The organism is Brucella sp. IR068, from assembly GCF_049065885.1.
Lineage (GTDB): Bacteria > Pseudomonadota > Alphaproteobacteria > Rhizobiales > Rhizobiaceae > Brucella > Brucella intermedia.
Genome location: NZ_JBAKHE010000002.1, coordinates 183,837 through 198,128, shown reverse-complemented (window position 1 = coordinate 198,128; position 14,292 = coordinate 183,837). Strand labels below are relative to the sequence as shown.

The window sequence follows — 14,292 nt, the reverse complement described above, 5'->3', positions numbered from 1 at the left end:
GCGCTAAAACCTGCATTATCGGATTACGGAAAGCGTCGCCCTCGACAGGTGCCGCAGGGAAGCGATCAAGCAAATAATTGATGAGGCGAAGATGGCGATCCCGGCAGGATTCGAACCTGCGACCTACGGCTTAGAAGGCCGGTGCTCTATCCAGCTGAGCTACGGGACCTGATCTTTCGATTAAGATCGAAGATATTCAATGAATGCAAGGCTTTGATGGCAAAGCCCTGCCGAACTAACCTATTGCCGGGCCTGATGCAATTGTCAGGCCATACAGGCAATCAGTGCGTCCAGGGCATCGTCCGGTCGAACCGGAAATTGTCAGAATAGGAAACCTTGCGGCGCTTCGGCTCGTTCGGCTCGAAAACGCGATAGGCGATGCCATTGCGCTTCGCATAATCGACGGCTTCCTCCCGGGTGGCGAAGAAAAGACGAATCTGGCTCTTCATATCGCCGGAAGACGTGTAGCCCATCAAAGGCTCGACCATGCGCGGGCTTTCCGGCTCATATTCCAGAAGCCACTGGTCTGTCTTGGCCTGACCGGACTGCATGGCAGTCTTAGCTGGACGGTAAATACGTGCAACCATTTGAAGAACCCTGAACTGCTTTGCTCCGCCGGGGAGCTGAAAATCCACCAAGGCAATAGTTTACACGTGAATGCATGTCAACGCGATAAAGACGCACGCCACAGCCTCTGCCGGGGCATCCAAAGTGTCGACCATTTAAACCTTGGGGAAGATGGTCGGAGCGGCAGGATTCGAACCTGCGACCCCCTGATCCCAAATCAGGTGCGCTACCAGACTGCGCTACGCTCCGTCGCTTTCAAGCGGGTGCGGCTTCACTAGATAATCAAACGAGATAAAGCAAGAGGCAAAATTGTCAGATTGCGCTTTTTCCCTTCAATCCGAACAGGATGGCGGGAAGAGCGGGTTTTCGCAGTATTTCGCTCGCCGCCCTCGACGTCCCGCCAGCATGAGCGCAACCTCCGGCAGCAGAAACCGGGTCGCTTGCAACGGATAAAGCCATTCTCCGTCCGAAAGTAGCAGAATCACCGAATTGACAGCGCTGGTAAAGTAAGCTTACCAATTATCTGCCTACATAAATTAGCAACGCACCACATGACTGCCGTTCGGGGAGAGAATGGCCGTTCATTGCATAACCGTCGGCGAAATTGCGGCGGCGTATTTCATGTCAAGGAAAGGAACGCATATCCAGGAAGGGAGGACCGATGCCCTGGAATCAAGTTTATGACCCTTTGGGAAGCATGTTCTTGTCGACATTGCTTGCCGCCTTGCCGATTGTCGTCCTGCTGGGCGGTATCGGCTTCTTTCACATCAAGGCGCATACCGCAGCCATACTTGGTCTTCTTACAGCGCTTGTGATTGCAGTTGTCGGCTTCGGGATGCCCGCCGACATGGCAGGCGCCACTGCCGTTTACGGTGCCGCCTACGGACTTCTGCCCATTGGCTGGATCATTCTCAACGTCATCTTTCTTTATCGGCTGACAGAACAGACCGGCCAGTTCAACATCCTGCGCGATTCCATTGCGGGCATCACGCCGGACCGCCGTCTCCAGCTTCTCTTTATCGCCTTTTCGTTCGGCGCCTTTTTTGAAGGTGCCGCGGGTTTCGGCACGCCTGTCGCTGTGACTGCCGCGATGCTGATGGGACTGGGTTTTGCGCCCCTGCCCGCAGCAGGGCTTTCGCTCATCGCCAACACCGCGCCGGTCGCCTATGGCGCGCTTGGAACGCCGGTCATCGCGCTTTCGGCGGTGACGGGGATAGACTTGATGCAGCTGTCGGGGATGATCGGGCGTCAGCTCCCGTTCTTCTCCGTCCTCGTGCCTTTCTGGCTGATCTGGGCCTTTGCCGGGCGCAAGGGCATGCTGGAAGTCTGGCCTGCGCTGCTGGTGGCGGGCGTGGCCTTCGCCATTCCGCAATATCTGGTCTCCAATTTCCACGGGCCATGGCTGGTGGATGTGGTGGCTGCGATCTGTTCGATGGCAGCGCTGGCGGGGTTCCTGCGGGTCTGGCAGCCGAAGCGGATATGGACGTCGACGGGACAGGAAGGCGAAGTGGATGCAGGCCCCATGCCCGCACCGCCGAAACATTCCACCGGAACCGTTTTCCGGGCATGGACCCCGTGGCTTATCCTTTCGGTGTTCGTGTTCCTCTGGGGCACGCCGCAGTTCCGGACATGGCTCGATTCGCTGTGGGTGTGGAAAATGCCGATCCCCTATCTGCATAACATGGTGTTCAAGGTTCCGCCGGTGGTGGCCGAAGCGCATTCGGAGGCCGCGATCTATACGCTCAACCTGCTTTCGGCCACCGGCACCGGCATCCTTCTCTCGGCAGTGGTGGGCGGGCTGGTGCTGGGCTTCAACCCGCTCCGGCTGCTGAAGGAATATGGCAGGACGGCCTATGTGGTCCGCTTCTCGCTGATCACGATCTCGGCCATGCTCGCGCTCGGCTATGTCACGCGCTTTTCGGGAACCGACGCGACGCTCGGGCTCGCCTTCGCGCAGACCGGCTGGGTCTATCCGTTCTTCGGTGCGATGCTCGGCTGGCTCGGCGTGGCGCTGACGGGCTCCGACACGGCATCGAATGTGCTGTTCGGCGGCTTGCAGAAGATCACGGCGGAACAGCTCGGCCTGTCACCCGTCCTGATGGCTGCGGCAAACTCGTCCGGCGGCGTGATGGGCAAGATGATCGACGCGCAGTCCATCGTCGTCGCCTCCACCGCAACGCAGTGGTACGGGCATGAAGCGAAGATCCTGCGCTATGTGTTCTTCCATTCCGTGGCGCTTGCCGCCCTCGTCGGCCTTCTGGTGATGGCACAGGCCTACCTGCCGCCATTTACCTCCATGGTCCCGACAGAAACACTGCCGGCCATCACGCATTGACGTGATCGACCGGAAGGCAGACCCACGCGAGCCCCGCTTGCGTGGGTTTTGTTTTGAGAAAGTTCCTTCCGGAACCAAACCCCACGCGCTGGCGTTCTCAATTCACTACCAACCAGCTGGAGACTGAATGTGAACAGAAACGGGCTTTATCTGATTATTGGCGCGCTGATCGTCGTGGCCGCAGGTCTGGCGATCTATGTCTATCGCGAAGAGACCAAACCCGCCGGGATCGAGATGAAAATCGGAGAAGGCGGCATTTCCATTCAGGAAAATTGAAATCGAATTCAAGTTATAAACATATAAACCGATTAAGATTTCAAGCGCTTACGCTTTGTGATGCAACGTTTTCGCCCTCGCCATGTTATTTGGGGCACCAGATAAAACGGAGGACCAAATGGGTATCCAGACTGTTTCCGATGAGCTTTATCGTCGTCATGAACGCGAATGGGCGGAGTTGCGCAACGCGGTTGAAGCAAGCGAAGCCAACCAACGGCAGCAGGAGAAGGCTTCCGGCCAGACCTCCTGCGATCATAAGACGTCTGGCCACCAGTAAGTCTTGCCACCCTGCCTCGAAACGCCGCGAAAGCGGCGTTTTTTGTTGCCGTCTCAGCGCTCGGGCAGCGCTGGGGCAGCGCTCGGGCAGCACCGGCGGCAAGCCCCGGTAACCAAATGCGAAGGAACAATTGGTAGCGTCTCCCCATCGCGATTCGAACAGGAGACAGACGATGGCTGCACGCAAACGCACCACCCGCTCGCCCAAGCGCTCCACCAAGCGTTCAGCCAAATCTTCGGGCTCGTCCACTCCCCTGCTCGCGCTGGCCGCCATTCTGGGTCTCGGTGCCTTCAGCCTCTGGGCGACGTCCCAGCACAAGAGCCCACAGGCTGCGATAACAGCGCTCTTCCAGCGCCCTGTGTCCAGGCCGGTTGCGCAGCCCGCCGCGAAAACGGAACCGAAGGCGACCGTCACCAGCAAGGCCCCTGAAAGCAAGTCACCGTCGAAGGATTATGGCGCTGCGGTCGGCCCGGTGCCACGCCCGTCCGCGCCCGTTGCGGCGCCCGCTCCGCAAAAGCCGGTGCAGCAGGCTGCAATCCAGACCGCCACCCCACCGCGCCCCGCAAATCAGGTCGTTGCGCCCCAGCCGCCCGCGGCTGCGTTGCGCTCAATGCCGCCGCGCGGCGTCAACACACCGGCAAGCTCGCCTTCGGTGATCTACGCCAAGGCGCGCCTCACCATCCACAAGAATGCCTGGGACAAGTCGCCATCCATCGGCGTCGTGGAAAAAGGCCGCGAGATGCGCTCTTATGGAAAGACCGGACGCTGGCATCGCGTGATCGTCCCGAAGACGAACATGATCGGCTGGGTGCATGAGGACCAGCTTATCGGCGGACGCAACAAGCCGGACAGCGCCAGCCTGATAACCGGCTCGATTGCCAAGAAGCAGCAAACCGCGACCGTAGCGCCGTCCAGACAGGCTCCGCGTCCAGCGCATTCCCGCATGGAGCCGCCAAAAGCTGTCGGCCAGAAGAATTGATCCAGAATGTTGGATCAGACCGCCTGCGCCATTGCTTCAAGCTGTCGGTCACCCGGCAGATAATCGAATCCTGCTTCAATCAGCGATGAAGTGTCCGCGACCAGATCGCCATAAAGCTGGTCGTAAAGCCCGCTTTTGCCCGCTGCCGAAAGCAGGAGCCGCATGACGACCGGCGGAACCGGCACAAGCCGCGAAGGCTTTCCCAAGGCAGCCCGCAGCTTCGTCACCAGTTCCTTCGTGGAACGTGGTTGTGGTTCAGCAAGGTGAAACACGCGCCCGGCAACCTTTTGCGCAGGCGCAACGCTTAGAAATGTCAGCGCGCGCGCGACATTCTCCAGCGACACAAAGCTGCGCCGGTTGTTTGCCAGACCGAAAGGCAGCGGCAATCCGCTGTCGCAGAGCCTTATCAGCGCTTTCAGGTTCGCCCGCGCTCTCGGGCCATAGACCAGAACCGGACGTGCGATGACGATCTCTATCCCGCTTAGTTCCCGCAGATCGGTTTCGGCCCTGGCCTTGGCGCGCCCATAATCGTCACGCGGCTTCAGCGGCATGTCCGGCGTCAAGGGCGACGGGTTTCCCGCGACCGTATAGATCGTGGATACGAAAACGAAGCGCTTTACACCGGCCGCCTTTGCCCTGGCGGCAAGTTCCACCGCCAGCCGATGATTGACCGCATCGAATGTTGCGGCATCGGGACGTTCCGCGCCCGTCCGATGCGCGAGTGCCGCACAATGGACGACTGTTTCCACGCCTGAAAGGTCCGGACCGGACAGCGCGTTTCGGGACAGAGGCAGCACTTCGTGCCCCTCACCGGCCAACATTTGCGTCAGTGCGCTTCCGATGAAACCGCCTGCCCCTGTGACCGCTATCCTCATCCTCAGCGTTCCGGCTGTTCGCTGTCGGCCAGAACCTGTGCGGCGAGCGTGCGCGTGATGCGGCTTTTCTGCTCCAACGCCGCGCGGTCGAGCTTGTCGACGATGCGGATTGCAGACAGAAGCGAGCGCTCTATCCGGCTGACCAGGTAGGCGACGACATGGGGCTCCACGCTCACCTGCCGGTCAGCAAAGAGCTTGTGAATGACGCCTGAAAGCAGCAAGTCGTCCGGTTCGGCGATTTCCACGACGGTCGCAGCCTTGAGGCGCGACGCAAGATCGGGAAGCTTGACGTTCCAGTTCGCGGGCCACAGCCGTGAGGTCATGAGCAAGGAAGGTCCAATTCCCTGCGCCGCATTCTGCCGGACGCTGTTGATGAGGTGGAAAAGCCCCGTTTCATCGAAAGGCGTGGCGCCAATATCGTCGATCAGCACGGGATATTCGGCAGCGCCATTCACGGCTTCTTCGGTGATGCTGGAAGGGTCGACCAGAAGCGCGCCCGTTCCGGCCCGCCAGATTTCCGCCAGATGCGTCTTGCCCGAGCCGGTCGGTCCGGCAAGGATGGTGACGGGCGACAGCCAGTTCGGCCAGCGGTCGATGAGGTCGACGGCGGCCCGGTTGGAGCCCGTGACGATCAGGTCCTCCCGGTGGTAACCGGGCTGATGCTCAAGGTTCAACGGAATCTGGCGCGGTGCCTCACGCATCGCAGCCTCCTGCACATCCTGTTGTAACGCCCGGCCCGTCACGACCCAATTTCATTTCTCTCTGCCCGCACTCTCGCCCGCCTCGATCAGCGGCCCCGCATCCGGGTCCGGCTGATGGTAGGCAGGATCATACATCGGTGAGTGGAGATAGCTATTCAATGCGAACCGCACAAGCACCCCGACCGCCGCCGCGGCAGGCACCGCCACCAGCATTCCGGTGAAGCCGAACAGCGAGCCGAAGGCGAAAAGCGCAAACATGAGCCAGACCGGATGCAGGCCCACGGACGAGCCGACGAGCTTCGGCTGGAGGATGTTGCCTTCCACGAACTGGCCAAGGAAAAACACGCCCGCGACGGCGCAGATCATGATCCAGTCGGGCCAGAACTGGACCAGCGCCACGCCGATGGCGAGCGCCAGCCCGACAAAGGAGCCGATATAGGGAATAAAGCTGATGAGACCGGCGAAAAAGCCGATCAGCAGGCCGAAATTGAGCCCCGTCAGCGTAAGGCCGATGGCGTAATAGGTTCCAAGAATGAGGCAGAGCGTTCCCTGCCCGCGAATGAAACCGGCAACGGCGGCGTTCATCTCGCGTGCGATGCGGCGCACGGTGTGAAGCTGGCGGCGCGGTACCCATGAATCGATGCTCGAGACCATGCGGTCCCAGTCCAGAAGCATGTAGAATGCGACCACCGGTGTGACGACGAAAAGGCCCGCAATATCGATCAGCGATTTCCCCGAATTCCACAGGGACTGAAGCAAGGTCGAGAGGAAACCGGCGCCTTGCTGGAGCAGCGAGCTCAGATTCTGCTGAATGACGGAACTGTCAATGCCGATATATTTCTTCAGCCACTGCGAATCCTCATTCGCCAGAAGCGATTGCAGCTGGGTGATGTATTCGGGGATTTTGGAAATGAAATCCGCAAGCTGCGTTGCGAGGATCGGCACGACGATCATCAGGCCGAGGACCAGCGCCATCAAGAAGATGAGCAGGATGACGACCGTGGCGGCAAGCCGCGAAAGGCCGAGGCGCTCCAGCCGGTCCGCAACGGGATCGAGGAAGTAGGCCAGCGCCATCCCGGCCACGAAAGGCAGCAGGACGGAACTGAACACGACGAGAAACAGGACGAAGACCGCGACTGCGCCCACCCAGAACATCGCCTGACGGCGCACCGAAGAGCCGGTCAGCGCACCGACTTCCACATTGACGTGAATGTCGCCGTCGCGAACCTTCGCTTCCGATTGACGGATCGTTCGGCTGGCGGTGGTGCGCGTGGGTGTCGGTTTCTTGACCATGTGCGTCCATTTTAAAGGAAAACTGTTGGATAGAACCAGTCCTGATAGCAGAACGGCGTTACGGATGTCTTATTGCAGTCGCGGACAAGTTAGAACGGTTGCCGAGGATTGCAATGTCTGTGCGAAAGGCCTGACGAAACACAACCTTTCTGTCGGATGATGGGCAGCGCTTTACAATTTTAGTCGGAATTCTGCGCTGTTTCACTCTTTTCGGGCCTTGTGGCCTTGCAGGCAGCGCCGTCTCATGGCATTGCGCGCACATTCTCTGTTTATCGCATTTTTCCTGAGCAAAACCGTTATACGCTTTTGCCGAAAATGCATTAGACAACTGCGTGGATAAGCGCCCATTTCAGGAGCAGGCCATGACCATGGAAAACAAGCCCGCCAATAAGCCCGCCGACAAGTCTGCCGCCCATAATGGCCTGACCTATGCGCAGGCTGGCGTCGACATCGATGCCGGCAACCTGATGGTCGAGAAGATCAAGCCGCTCGTGCGTTCCACGCGGCGCCCCGGTGCGGACGGAGAGATCGGCGGCTTTGGCGGCCTGTTCGACCTCAAGGCCGCAGGCTTCAAGGACCCGGTGCTCGTTGCCGCCAATGACGGCGTCGGCACCAAGCTGAAGATCGCCATCGACGCCGACAAGCACGACACGGTGGGCATCGATCTGGTTGCCATGTGCGTCAACGATCTCGTTGTTCAGGGTGCCGAGCCACTTTTCTTCCTCGATTATTTTGCGACCGGCAAGCTTTCGCCGGACCAGGGCGTGGACATCGTTGCGGGCATTGCCGAAGGATGCCGTCAGGCCGGTTCTGCGCTGATCGGCGGTGAAACCGCTGAAATGCCGGGCATGTACCGCGACGGCGATTACGATCTTGCCGGTTTCGCGGTTGGCGCGGCTGAGCGCGACCGCCTGCTGCCGCGCGGCGACATTGCCGAAGGTGACGTCATTCTCGGTCTGGCTTCGTCCGGCGTTCATTCCAACGGATTTTCGCTGGTGCGCCGCATCGTCGAGCTTTCCGGCCTCGGCTGGAAGTCCGATGCGCCGTTCCAGCCGGGCGCGACGCTCGGTGAAGCGCTGCTCACCCCGACGCGTATCTATGTGAAGCCGCTTCTCGCCGCGATCCGCGCTTCGGACGGCATCAAGGCGCTGGCGCACATCACTGGCGGTGGTTTTCCCGACAATATTCCGCGCGTCCTGCCGGAAGGTCTTGCCGCCGAAATCGACCTTGCCTCCATTTCCGTTCCGCCAGTCTTCTCATGGCTTGCCAAAACCGGCGGCGTCGCGCCGAACGAAATGCTGCGCACCTTCAATTGCGGCGTCGGCATGATCGCTGTCGTGAAGCCTGAAAAGGTCGATGAAGTCGTGGCAGCGCTTGCCACCGAAGGCGAAAAGGTCGTCACGCTGGGCCAGATGGTCAAGCGCGAAAAGGATGGCGTCGTCTACAAGGGCCAGCTTGCGCTATGAGCCGCAAGCGGGTCGTCATCTTCATTTCGGGCGGCGGCTCCAACATGGAAGCGCTGATCCGCGCCGCGCAACCTGCGGATTTTCCAGCCGAAATAGTGGCCGTATTCTCCGACAAGGCAGAAGCTGGCGGTCTTGCCAGGGCGCAAGGCGCAGGCGTTGCGACGCAGGTCTTCAAGCGCAAGGATTACGCCTCGAAGGATGAGCATGAAGATGCCATTCTGGAAGCCCTTGCCGCGTTGCAGCCGGACATCATCTGCCTTGCCGGTTACATGCGCCTTCTGTCGGGCCGCTTCATCGCTCCCTATGAAGGCCGCATTCTCAACATTCACCCTTCCCTGCTGCCGCTCTTCCCCGGACTGCACACCCATCAGCGGGCGCTGGATGCGGGCATGAAAGTCGCAGGCTGCACCGTTCATCTGGTGACCGAGGGGATGGATGAGGGTCCAATCCTGGCGCAGGCCGCAGTGCCGGTGCGCGCCGGAGATGATGCTGAAACACTTGCAGCGCGCGTCCTCAAGGCCGAGCACCAGCTTTATGCCGCCGCCCTTCGCAAATTCGCCGCCGGAGAGGCAGGGGATCGGGCAGAGATTCAGGCAGATAGCGTAATTGTCAGCGTCTGATCCGCGGCAAAATCATCACACACGAAGTTTTTTGTTAACAAAACTTTAATTTCCCGCAAAAAGCTCTAATTCCCCCTCGTAACGGAACTTGCTTCGGCAAACCCCGTTAAGAGTCGTGGAAAGCGATTCTTTCAATATGTTTTCAGAAGAGGACAAAGACATGTCTCTCCGTTTCTCGACTTCCTTCCTTTCGGCAATGGCCGTGGTTTCCGGCCTTGCGGTTACGGCTCCAGCTCTCGCAGCCGACTTCGTAGCTCCTCCCGCTTCGGGTCGTACCCAGCCACGCTCGGAAGTCGGTATGCTGTCCTGCGACATCTCCCCGGCTATCGGCGTAATCATCGGCAGCCAGCAGGATGTGGATTGCGTATTCCGGCCTGCCCGCGGTCGCGGCCCGATTGAGCATTACACCGGCACCATCACCAAGCTCGGCGTCGATGTCGGCTTCATCAATGGTGGCCGTGTCGCCTGGGCCGTATGGGCTCCGAGCGTTCGTCCGGAAGGCGCGCTTCAGGGCCGTTATGTCGGTGCTTCCGCCAATGCAGCCATCGGCGTCGGCTTCGGCACCAATATCCTGACGGGCGGTTCGTGGAAGACGATTTCGCTTCAGCCGATTTCGCTTCAGGGCCAGCGCGGCCTGAATGCCGCCGTGGGTGTTTCCAAGCTGAAACTGCGTTACGCCGGCTAACGGGCAGCGCGAATAAACAACAACGCCGGGGCGCATATATAGTTTATATATGCGCCCCGGCGTTGTTGGATTAATATTTATGCATTTATTTTGCGTATCCAGATCTTGGTATCGTGCACCGCAAGCCCGCCATAGGGAGCTGCCGGTTCGGCGCCGATCAGGATGTTGATCCCCTCGCCGCGCTCGAAGGTGGAATTGGGGAAAATGCCCTCGGAAACAACGACACCGCGTTTTTGCCCCGCGCGCAGCACGGCATAAAGCACCAGCTCGCCGCGATGATTGCCGATCTCGATGCGCTCGCCGTCCTCTATGCCAAGCTCTGCCGCATCGTCGGGATGGATCAGTAGTTCGGGCCGGATTTCCTTGGCAAGCGATGTCGGCGTCTCGGCAAAGGTCGAGTTCAGGAAATTATGGGCCGGTGAGGTCGTCATGCGGAATGGATGTTCGGAATCCGCCGTTTCAATCACTTCCCAATGGTCCGGAAATTCCGGAATGGAATGATGAGGCCCCTGAAGTCCCATGACTTCCGGCGGCTTGTTGGGCGAAGGGCTTCCCGTCCAGTCCGGGCGGAAGCGGAACTTGCCGTCCGGCCATTTGAAACCGTTGATATAATGCGCTTCCTCGAAGGGCGGTTGCAGATCGACAAACCGCTTTTCCTTCAATTCGTCGAAATGCGGCAGATCGCTATTGGCATTCATGTTGTCGATCAGCGTGCGCTCGTCCAGGTCGAAGCCCGGCAGATGCCCTACGCCAAGCCGTTTCGCCAGTTCGTTGATGACGAAGATGTTCGGACGCGCATCGGCAAGCGGCTCGATCAGCTTCGGCCCGAGCACGACATGCTGCTGCCCGCCGCCGCGATAGATATCGTCGTGTTCGAGGAATGTGGTCGCAGGCAGGACGACATCGGCCATCTTCGCCGTATCCGTCATGAACTGCTCATGCACGGCAACGAACAAATCCTCGCGCGCGAAGCCCTTGCGGACCAGCCGCTGTTCCGGCGTCACATTCATCGGATTGGTGTTCTGGATCAGCATGGCCATGACGGGCGGCCCGCCATAAAGCGCTTCCGGGTCACCGGTCAGGATGCGTCCGATCTTCGACTGGTCGAGAAAGCGGAGGCTCACATCCTGCATGGCGCGACCTTCGATCTCGCGCTTGTCCATCTTGAAGATGCCGGAATTGGAATGAAACGCCCCGCCGCCTTCATGAAGGAAAGCGCCCGTCACGCAGGCGATCGAAGCGGCAGCATGCATGTTGACCGCGCCATTGCGCTGGCGGGTGAAACCATAGCCGAGGCGGAAATAGGTTCGTTTGGTCTTGCCGACGAGATGAGCAAATGCCTCAATCTCTTCAACGGACAGGCCGGTGATCGCAGCCGCCCATTCCGGCGTGCGGGTCTGAAGATGCTTTTCAAGCCCCTTCGGATCGTCGGTATAACGCTCCAGATAATCCCAGTCAGCCAGACCGTCGCGGAACAGCACATGCATGACCGCGCAGGCAAAGGCGCCATCGGTTCCCGGCTTCAGCACGATGCCCATATCCGCCTGCCGGACTGTCGCATTGGCATAAACGTCGATGACGACGATCTTGGCACCGCGTTCCTTGCGCGCGCGGACCGCATGGGTCATGACATTGACCTGCGTTGCGGCGGCATTGGTGCCCCAGATGACCACGACATCGGCCTTGGCCATTTCACGCGGATCGGGACCGGTCAGGCTGCCGGTTCCGGCGAAATAGCCGGTCCAAGCCATATTGGTGCAGAAACTGTCGAACTGGTTGGAATAACGCTTGGCAAAGCGCAGACGATTGATCGAGTCGCGCTGCACCAGCCCCATCGTGCCTGCATAATAATAGGGCCAGACGCTTTCGCTGCCATAATCCTGTTCGGCTTTCAAAAAACGCTCTGCGATGAGATCAAGGGCTGCTTCCCACGAAGCCTGCTTCCACTGCCCCTCACCTTTTGCACCGGCGCGAACCAGCGGGTGCTTCAGGCGGTCGGGGTGATGCACACGCTCCGCATAGCGCGCCACCTTGGCGCAGATGACGCCAGCGGTGTAGCTGTTGTCCTTTGCGCCGCGCACGCGCCCGATGGTGCGCTCGTCGAGAATTTCCACGTCGAGTGCGCAGGTTGACGGGCAATCATGCGGACAGGCCGAATGACCGATCTTGATATTCGAAATGGGAGCGTGCTGGTTCATACTACTTTATTAGCTCAAGCCACTTGCCGCAGAAACGAATTTCTGCCGGAAGATTGTAACTGTGACGAAATAAATTTTCACGACAGGCGCAATGAAATCGCGCCGAAGACAATAAGCCCGGCAGCTACAAAGCGCGGCAGGCCGACTTTTTCTTTCAGTACCACGAAGGAAATGAGCACGCCGAAGAGGATCGCCGTCTCCCGCAGTGCCGCCACGACGGCAATCGGGGCCATGGTCATCGCCCAGAGCGCCAGGCCATACGACCCCAATGTGCCCACCCCGCCGATCATGGCCGGTCGCCAGTGATTGCGCAGGTAATGGATGAAGCGGTCCGGCTCGCGATAGAATGCCCAGCCGGCAAGCGGTATGGCGTTCATCAGGAACAGCCACAGCGTATAGGAAATCGGCTCTCCCGAAACGCGGACGCCAAGGCCGTCGATGATCGTATAGCTGGCAATGAAACCGGCATTGGTGAGAGCCAGCAAGGCCGTGCGGCTTGAAGCACCGCGATTTCTGCGCCGGGCATCAAGCGCCATCGCCAGCACGCCGGAACAGATAAGGATGATGCCAAGCCAGCTTTGCCAGCCAATGATCTCGCCCACCAGAGGCGCGCTCACCAGCGCCACCAGCAAGGGCGGCGTGCCGCGCATGATCGGATAGGCTTCGCTCATGTCGCCGGATTTATAGGCCGCTGCCACCAGCGACATATAAAAGGTCTGCGTTACCGTCGACAGAAGCATGTAAATCCAGCTTGCCGGGTTCGGCAGCGGCAGAAAAGGCACGATGAAAAGAGCGATCAGCCCGGCAGCGCCGGTAACGCTGGCGGCGCTGAAGAACTTGTCTCCGCTCCCCTTTACGATTGCGTTCCAGCTCGCGTGGAGGAACGCGCCAAAGAGGACGATCAGAAGGACGCCACCAGACATTTCGGGACTCGACTCAGAGGATAAGGAGCAGATGTTGAAGGTTGTATGTCACATTTGTGACAGGAGAGATATTGCAGCAACGACGCAGTACCCGCTCCAGAAGTCGCGATTTTCAAACCGGCCTGCCGCTTTTTGATTGAGACACCGGGGCGTTTTGCCATTCCCTGCCTCTTGCCGAAAACAGGCCGACATGAAACAAGCGCAGCCATGAATTATCGTCACGCCTATCACGCCGGAAATTTCGCGGATGTCGTCAAGCACGTCATCCTGACCCGTCTTGTCGAATATCTGAAGCGCAAGGATCAGGCCTTTCGCGTCATCGACACCCATGCGGGCATCGGCCTCTATGACCTGAAAGGTATCGAGGCTGGGAAGACCGGCGAATGGACAGGTGGCATCGACCGCATCGTGGATGCGGTGAAGAAAGGGCAGATCGAGCAGCCAGCGCTGGAATTGCTGGAGCCCTATCTCGCCGCCGTCCGCGCCGTCAACGAAGGCGAAAAGCTTCGTCATTATCCGGGTTCGCCGCTTGTCGTGCGGCATCTTCTGCGCAAGCAGGACCGTTTGTCCGCGCTGGAACTGCATCCGCAGGATTCGGCCAGGCTGGCAAAACTCTTCGATGGCGACTATCAGGTGCGCGTGACCGAACTCGACGGATGGCTGGCGCTTGGCGCGCACCTTCCGCCGAAGGAAAAGCGCGGCATGGTGCTGGTTGATCCGCCTTTTGAAAAGGAAGGCGAATTCGACCGTCTGGTCGACGGGCTGGCCAAGGCGCACAAGCGTTTCGGCGGCGGCATCTATGCGCTGTGGTATCCGGTGAAGGACCGCAGGGAAACCGAACGGTTCACCAAACGCCTGCGTGAAACCGGCATTCCCAAGATCATGCAGATCGAGCTTGCGATTCGCGCGCCTTCTGCAGAACCGCGCCTCGATGGCACGGGCATGATTGTAGTCAATCCGCCTTTTACACTCGAAAGTGAGATGCAAACCCTGCTTCCCTGCCTTACCAAGCTTCTGGCCGAGGAAAAGGGGAGCAATTTCAGCCTCAAGTGGGTGCGCAGCGAGACGGATCGCACTTGACCCGGAGAAATTGCTAG

General features: G+C 59.5%; 14 protein-coding genes and 2 tRNA genes. 8 read left to right on the top strand and 8 right to left on the bottom strand.

The annotated features are described in order from the left end of the window. Positions 1 to 92 precede the first annotated feature (92 nt). From ACOWVS_RS03870 to ACOWVS_RS03860, 3 genes are all read right to left on the bottom strand, one after another. Positions 93 to 169 (bottom strand) — tRNA-Arg (locus ACOWVS_RS03870). 112 nt (positions 170 to 281) lie between these two features. After that, on the bottom strand, positions 282 to 587 hold the full coding sequence (locus ACOWVS_RS03865) for an ETC complex I subunit (RefSeq protein WP_006472429.1): 306 nt from the start codon (positions 585 to 587) through the stop codon (positions 282 to 284). 152 nt (positions 588 to 739) lie between these two features. Next, positions 740 to 816 (bottom strand) — tRNA-Pro (locus tag ACOWVS_RS03860). A 412-nt stretch (positions 817 to 1,228) separates the two neighbouring features. Between ACOWVS_RS03860 and ACOWVS_RS03855 the strand changes: the two genes are divergently transcribed. The 4 genes from ACOWVS_RS03855 to ACOWVS_RS03840 all read left to right on the top strand — a co-directional run bounded on the left by ACOWVS_RS03855 (position 1,229) and on the right by ACOWVS_RS03840 (position 4,434). Next, the gene (locus ACOWVS_RS03855) at positions 1,229 to 2,902 is read left to right on the top strand and encodes an L-lactate permease (protein WP_075041637.1); all 1,674 of its coding nucleotides are present in this window, start codon (positions 1,229 to 1,231) and stop codon (positions 2,900 to 2,902) included. Between the two features lie 129 nt (positions 2,903 to 3,031). Next, a complete protein-coding gene (locus ACOWVS_RS03850; RefSeq protein WP_006466447.1) occupies positions 3,032 to 3,178 on the top strand; it encodes a hypothetical protein in 147 nt (48 codons plus the stop codon). A gap of 118 nt (positions 3,179 to 3,296) precedes the next feature. After that, the gene (locus ACOWVS_RS03845; protein WP_006472432.1) at positions 3,297 to 3,455 is read left to right on the top strand and encodes a hypothetical protein; all 159 of its coding nucleotides are present in this window, start codon (positions 3,297 to 3,299) and stop codon (positions 3,453 to 3,455) included. Between the two features lie 172 nt (positions 3,456 to 3,627). Then, positions 3,628 to 4,434, top strand: coding sequence for a hypothetical protein (locus tag ACOWVS_RS03840; protein ID WP_039852477.1), 807 nt, complete (start codon positions 3,628 to 3,630; stop codon positions 4,432 to 4,434). Between the two features lie 14 nt (positions 4,435 to 4,448). On the opposite strand, the gene ACOWVS_RS03835 is transcribed toward ACOWVS_RS03840, so the two are convergent. The 3 genes from ACOWVS_RS03835 to ACOWVS_RS03825 are packed head-to-tail and all read right to left on the bottom strand — an operon-like array spanning position 4,449 to position 7,303. Then, positions 4,449 to 5,309 (bottom strand): NAD-dependent epimerase/dehydratase family protein, encoded by an 861-nt coding sequence (locus ACOWVS_RS03835; protein ID WP_063882623.1) that lies wholly within the window; start codon positions 5,307 to 5,309, stop codon positions 4,449 to 4,451. A 2-nt stretch (positions 5,310 to 5,311) separates the two neighbouring features. Continuing rightward, the gene (gene hdaA, locus ACOWVS_RS03830) at positions 5,312 to 6,010 is read right to left on the bottom strand and encodes a DnaA regulatory inactivator HdaA (RefSeq protein WP_006472435.1); all 699 of its coding nucleotides are present in this window, start codon (positions 6,008 to 6,010) and stop codon (positions 5,312 to 5,314) included. Positions 6,011 to 6,061: 51 nt separating this feature from the next. Continuing rightward, positions 6,062 to 7,303: an AI-2E family transporter gene (locus ACOWVS_RS03825; RefSeq protein WP_006466441.1), complete on the bottom strand. Its 1,242-nt coding sequence runs from the start codon at positions 7,301 to 7,303 to the stop codon at positions 6,062 to 6,064. 362 nt (positions 7,304 to 7,665) lie between these two features. Between ACOWVS_RS03825 and purM the strand changes: the two genes are divergently transcribed. The 3 genes from purM (at position 7,666) to ACOWVS_RS03810 (ending at position 10,074) form a co-directional block, all read left to right on the top strand. Next, positions 7,666 to 8,769 carry a phosphoribosylformylglycinamidine cyclo-ligase gene (gene purM, locus ACOWVS_RS03820; protein ID WP_050790995.1) on the top strand — a complete coding sequence of 368 codons (1,104 nt, stop codon included), beginning with the start codon at positions 7,666 to 7,668 and terminating at the stop codon, positions 8,767 to 8,769. Further along, positions 8,766 to 9,389: a phosphoribosylglycinamide formyltransferase gene (gene purN, locus ACOWVS_RS03815; RefSeq protein ID WP_006466438.1), complete on the top strand. Its 624-nt coding sequence runs from the start codon at positions 8,766 to 8,768 to the stop codon at positions 9,387 to 9,389. The genes purM and purN overlap by 4 nt, the downstream gene beginning before the upstream one ends. Positions 9,390 to 9,549: 160 nt before the next feature. After that, the gene (locus ACOWVS_RS03810; protein ID WP_039852914.1) at positions 9,550 to 10,074 is read left to right on the top strand and encodes a DUF992 domain-containing protein; all 525 of its coding nucleotides are present in this window, start codon (positions 9,550 to 9,552) and stop codon (positions 10,072 to 10,074) included. A gap of 77 nt (positions 10,075 to 10,151) precedes the next feature. Here ACOWVS_RS03810 and ACOWVS_RS03805 read toward each other — a convergent pair whose 3' ends face one another. Then, complete coding sequence (locus ACOWVS_RS03805; RefSeq protein ID WP_063882627.1) at positions 10,152 to 12,272, bottom strand: molybdopterin oxidoreductase family protein; 2,121 nt, start codon at positions 12,270 to 12,272, stop codon at positions 10,152 to 10,154. 77 nt (positions 12,273 to 12,349) lie between these two features. Further along, a complete protein-coding gene (locus tag ACOWVS_RS03800; RefSeq protein WP_075041636.1) occupies positions 12,350 to 13,195 on the bottom strand; it encodes a DMT family transporter in 846 nt (281 codons plus the stop codon). A gap of 207 nt (positions 13,196 to 13,402) precedes the next feature. On the opposite strand from ACOWVS_RS03800, the gene ACOWVS_RS03795 reads away from it, so the two are divergent. Beyond that, entirely contained in the window at positions 13,403 to 14,275 is an 873-nt protein-coding gene (locus tag ACOWVS_RS03795) for a 23S rRNA (adenine(2030)-N(6))-methyltransferase RlmJ (protein WP_039852475.1), read from the top strand. The last annotated feature ends 17 nt before the right edge of the window (positions 14,276 to 14,292 follow it).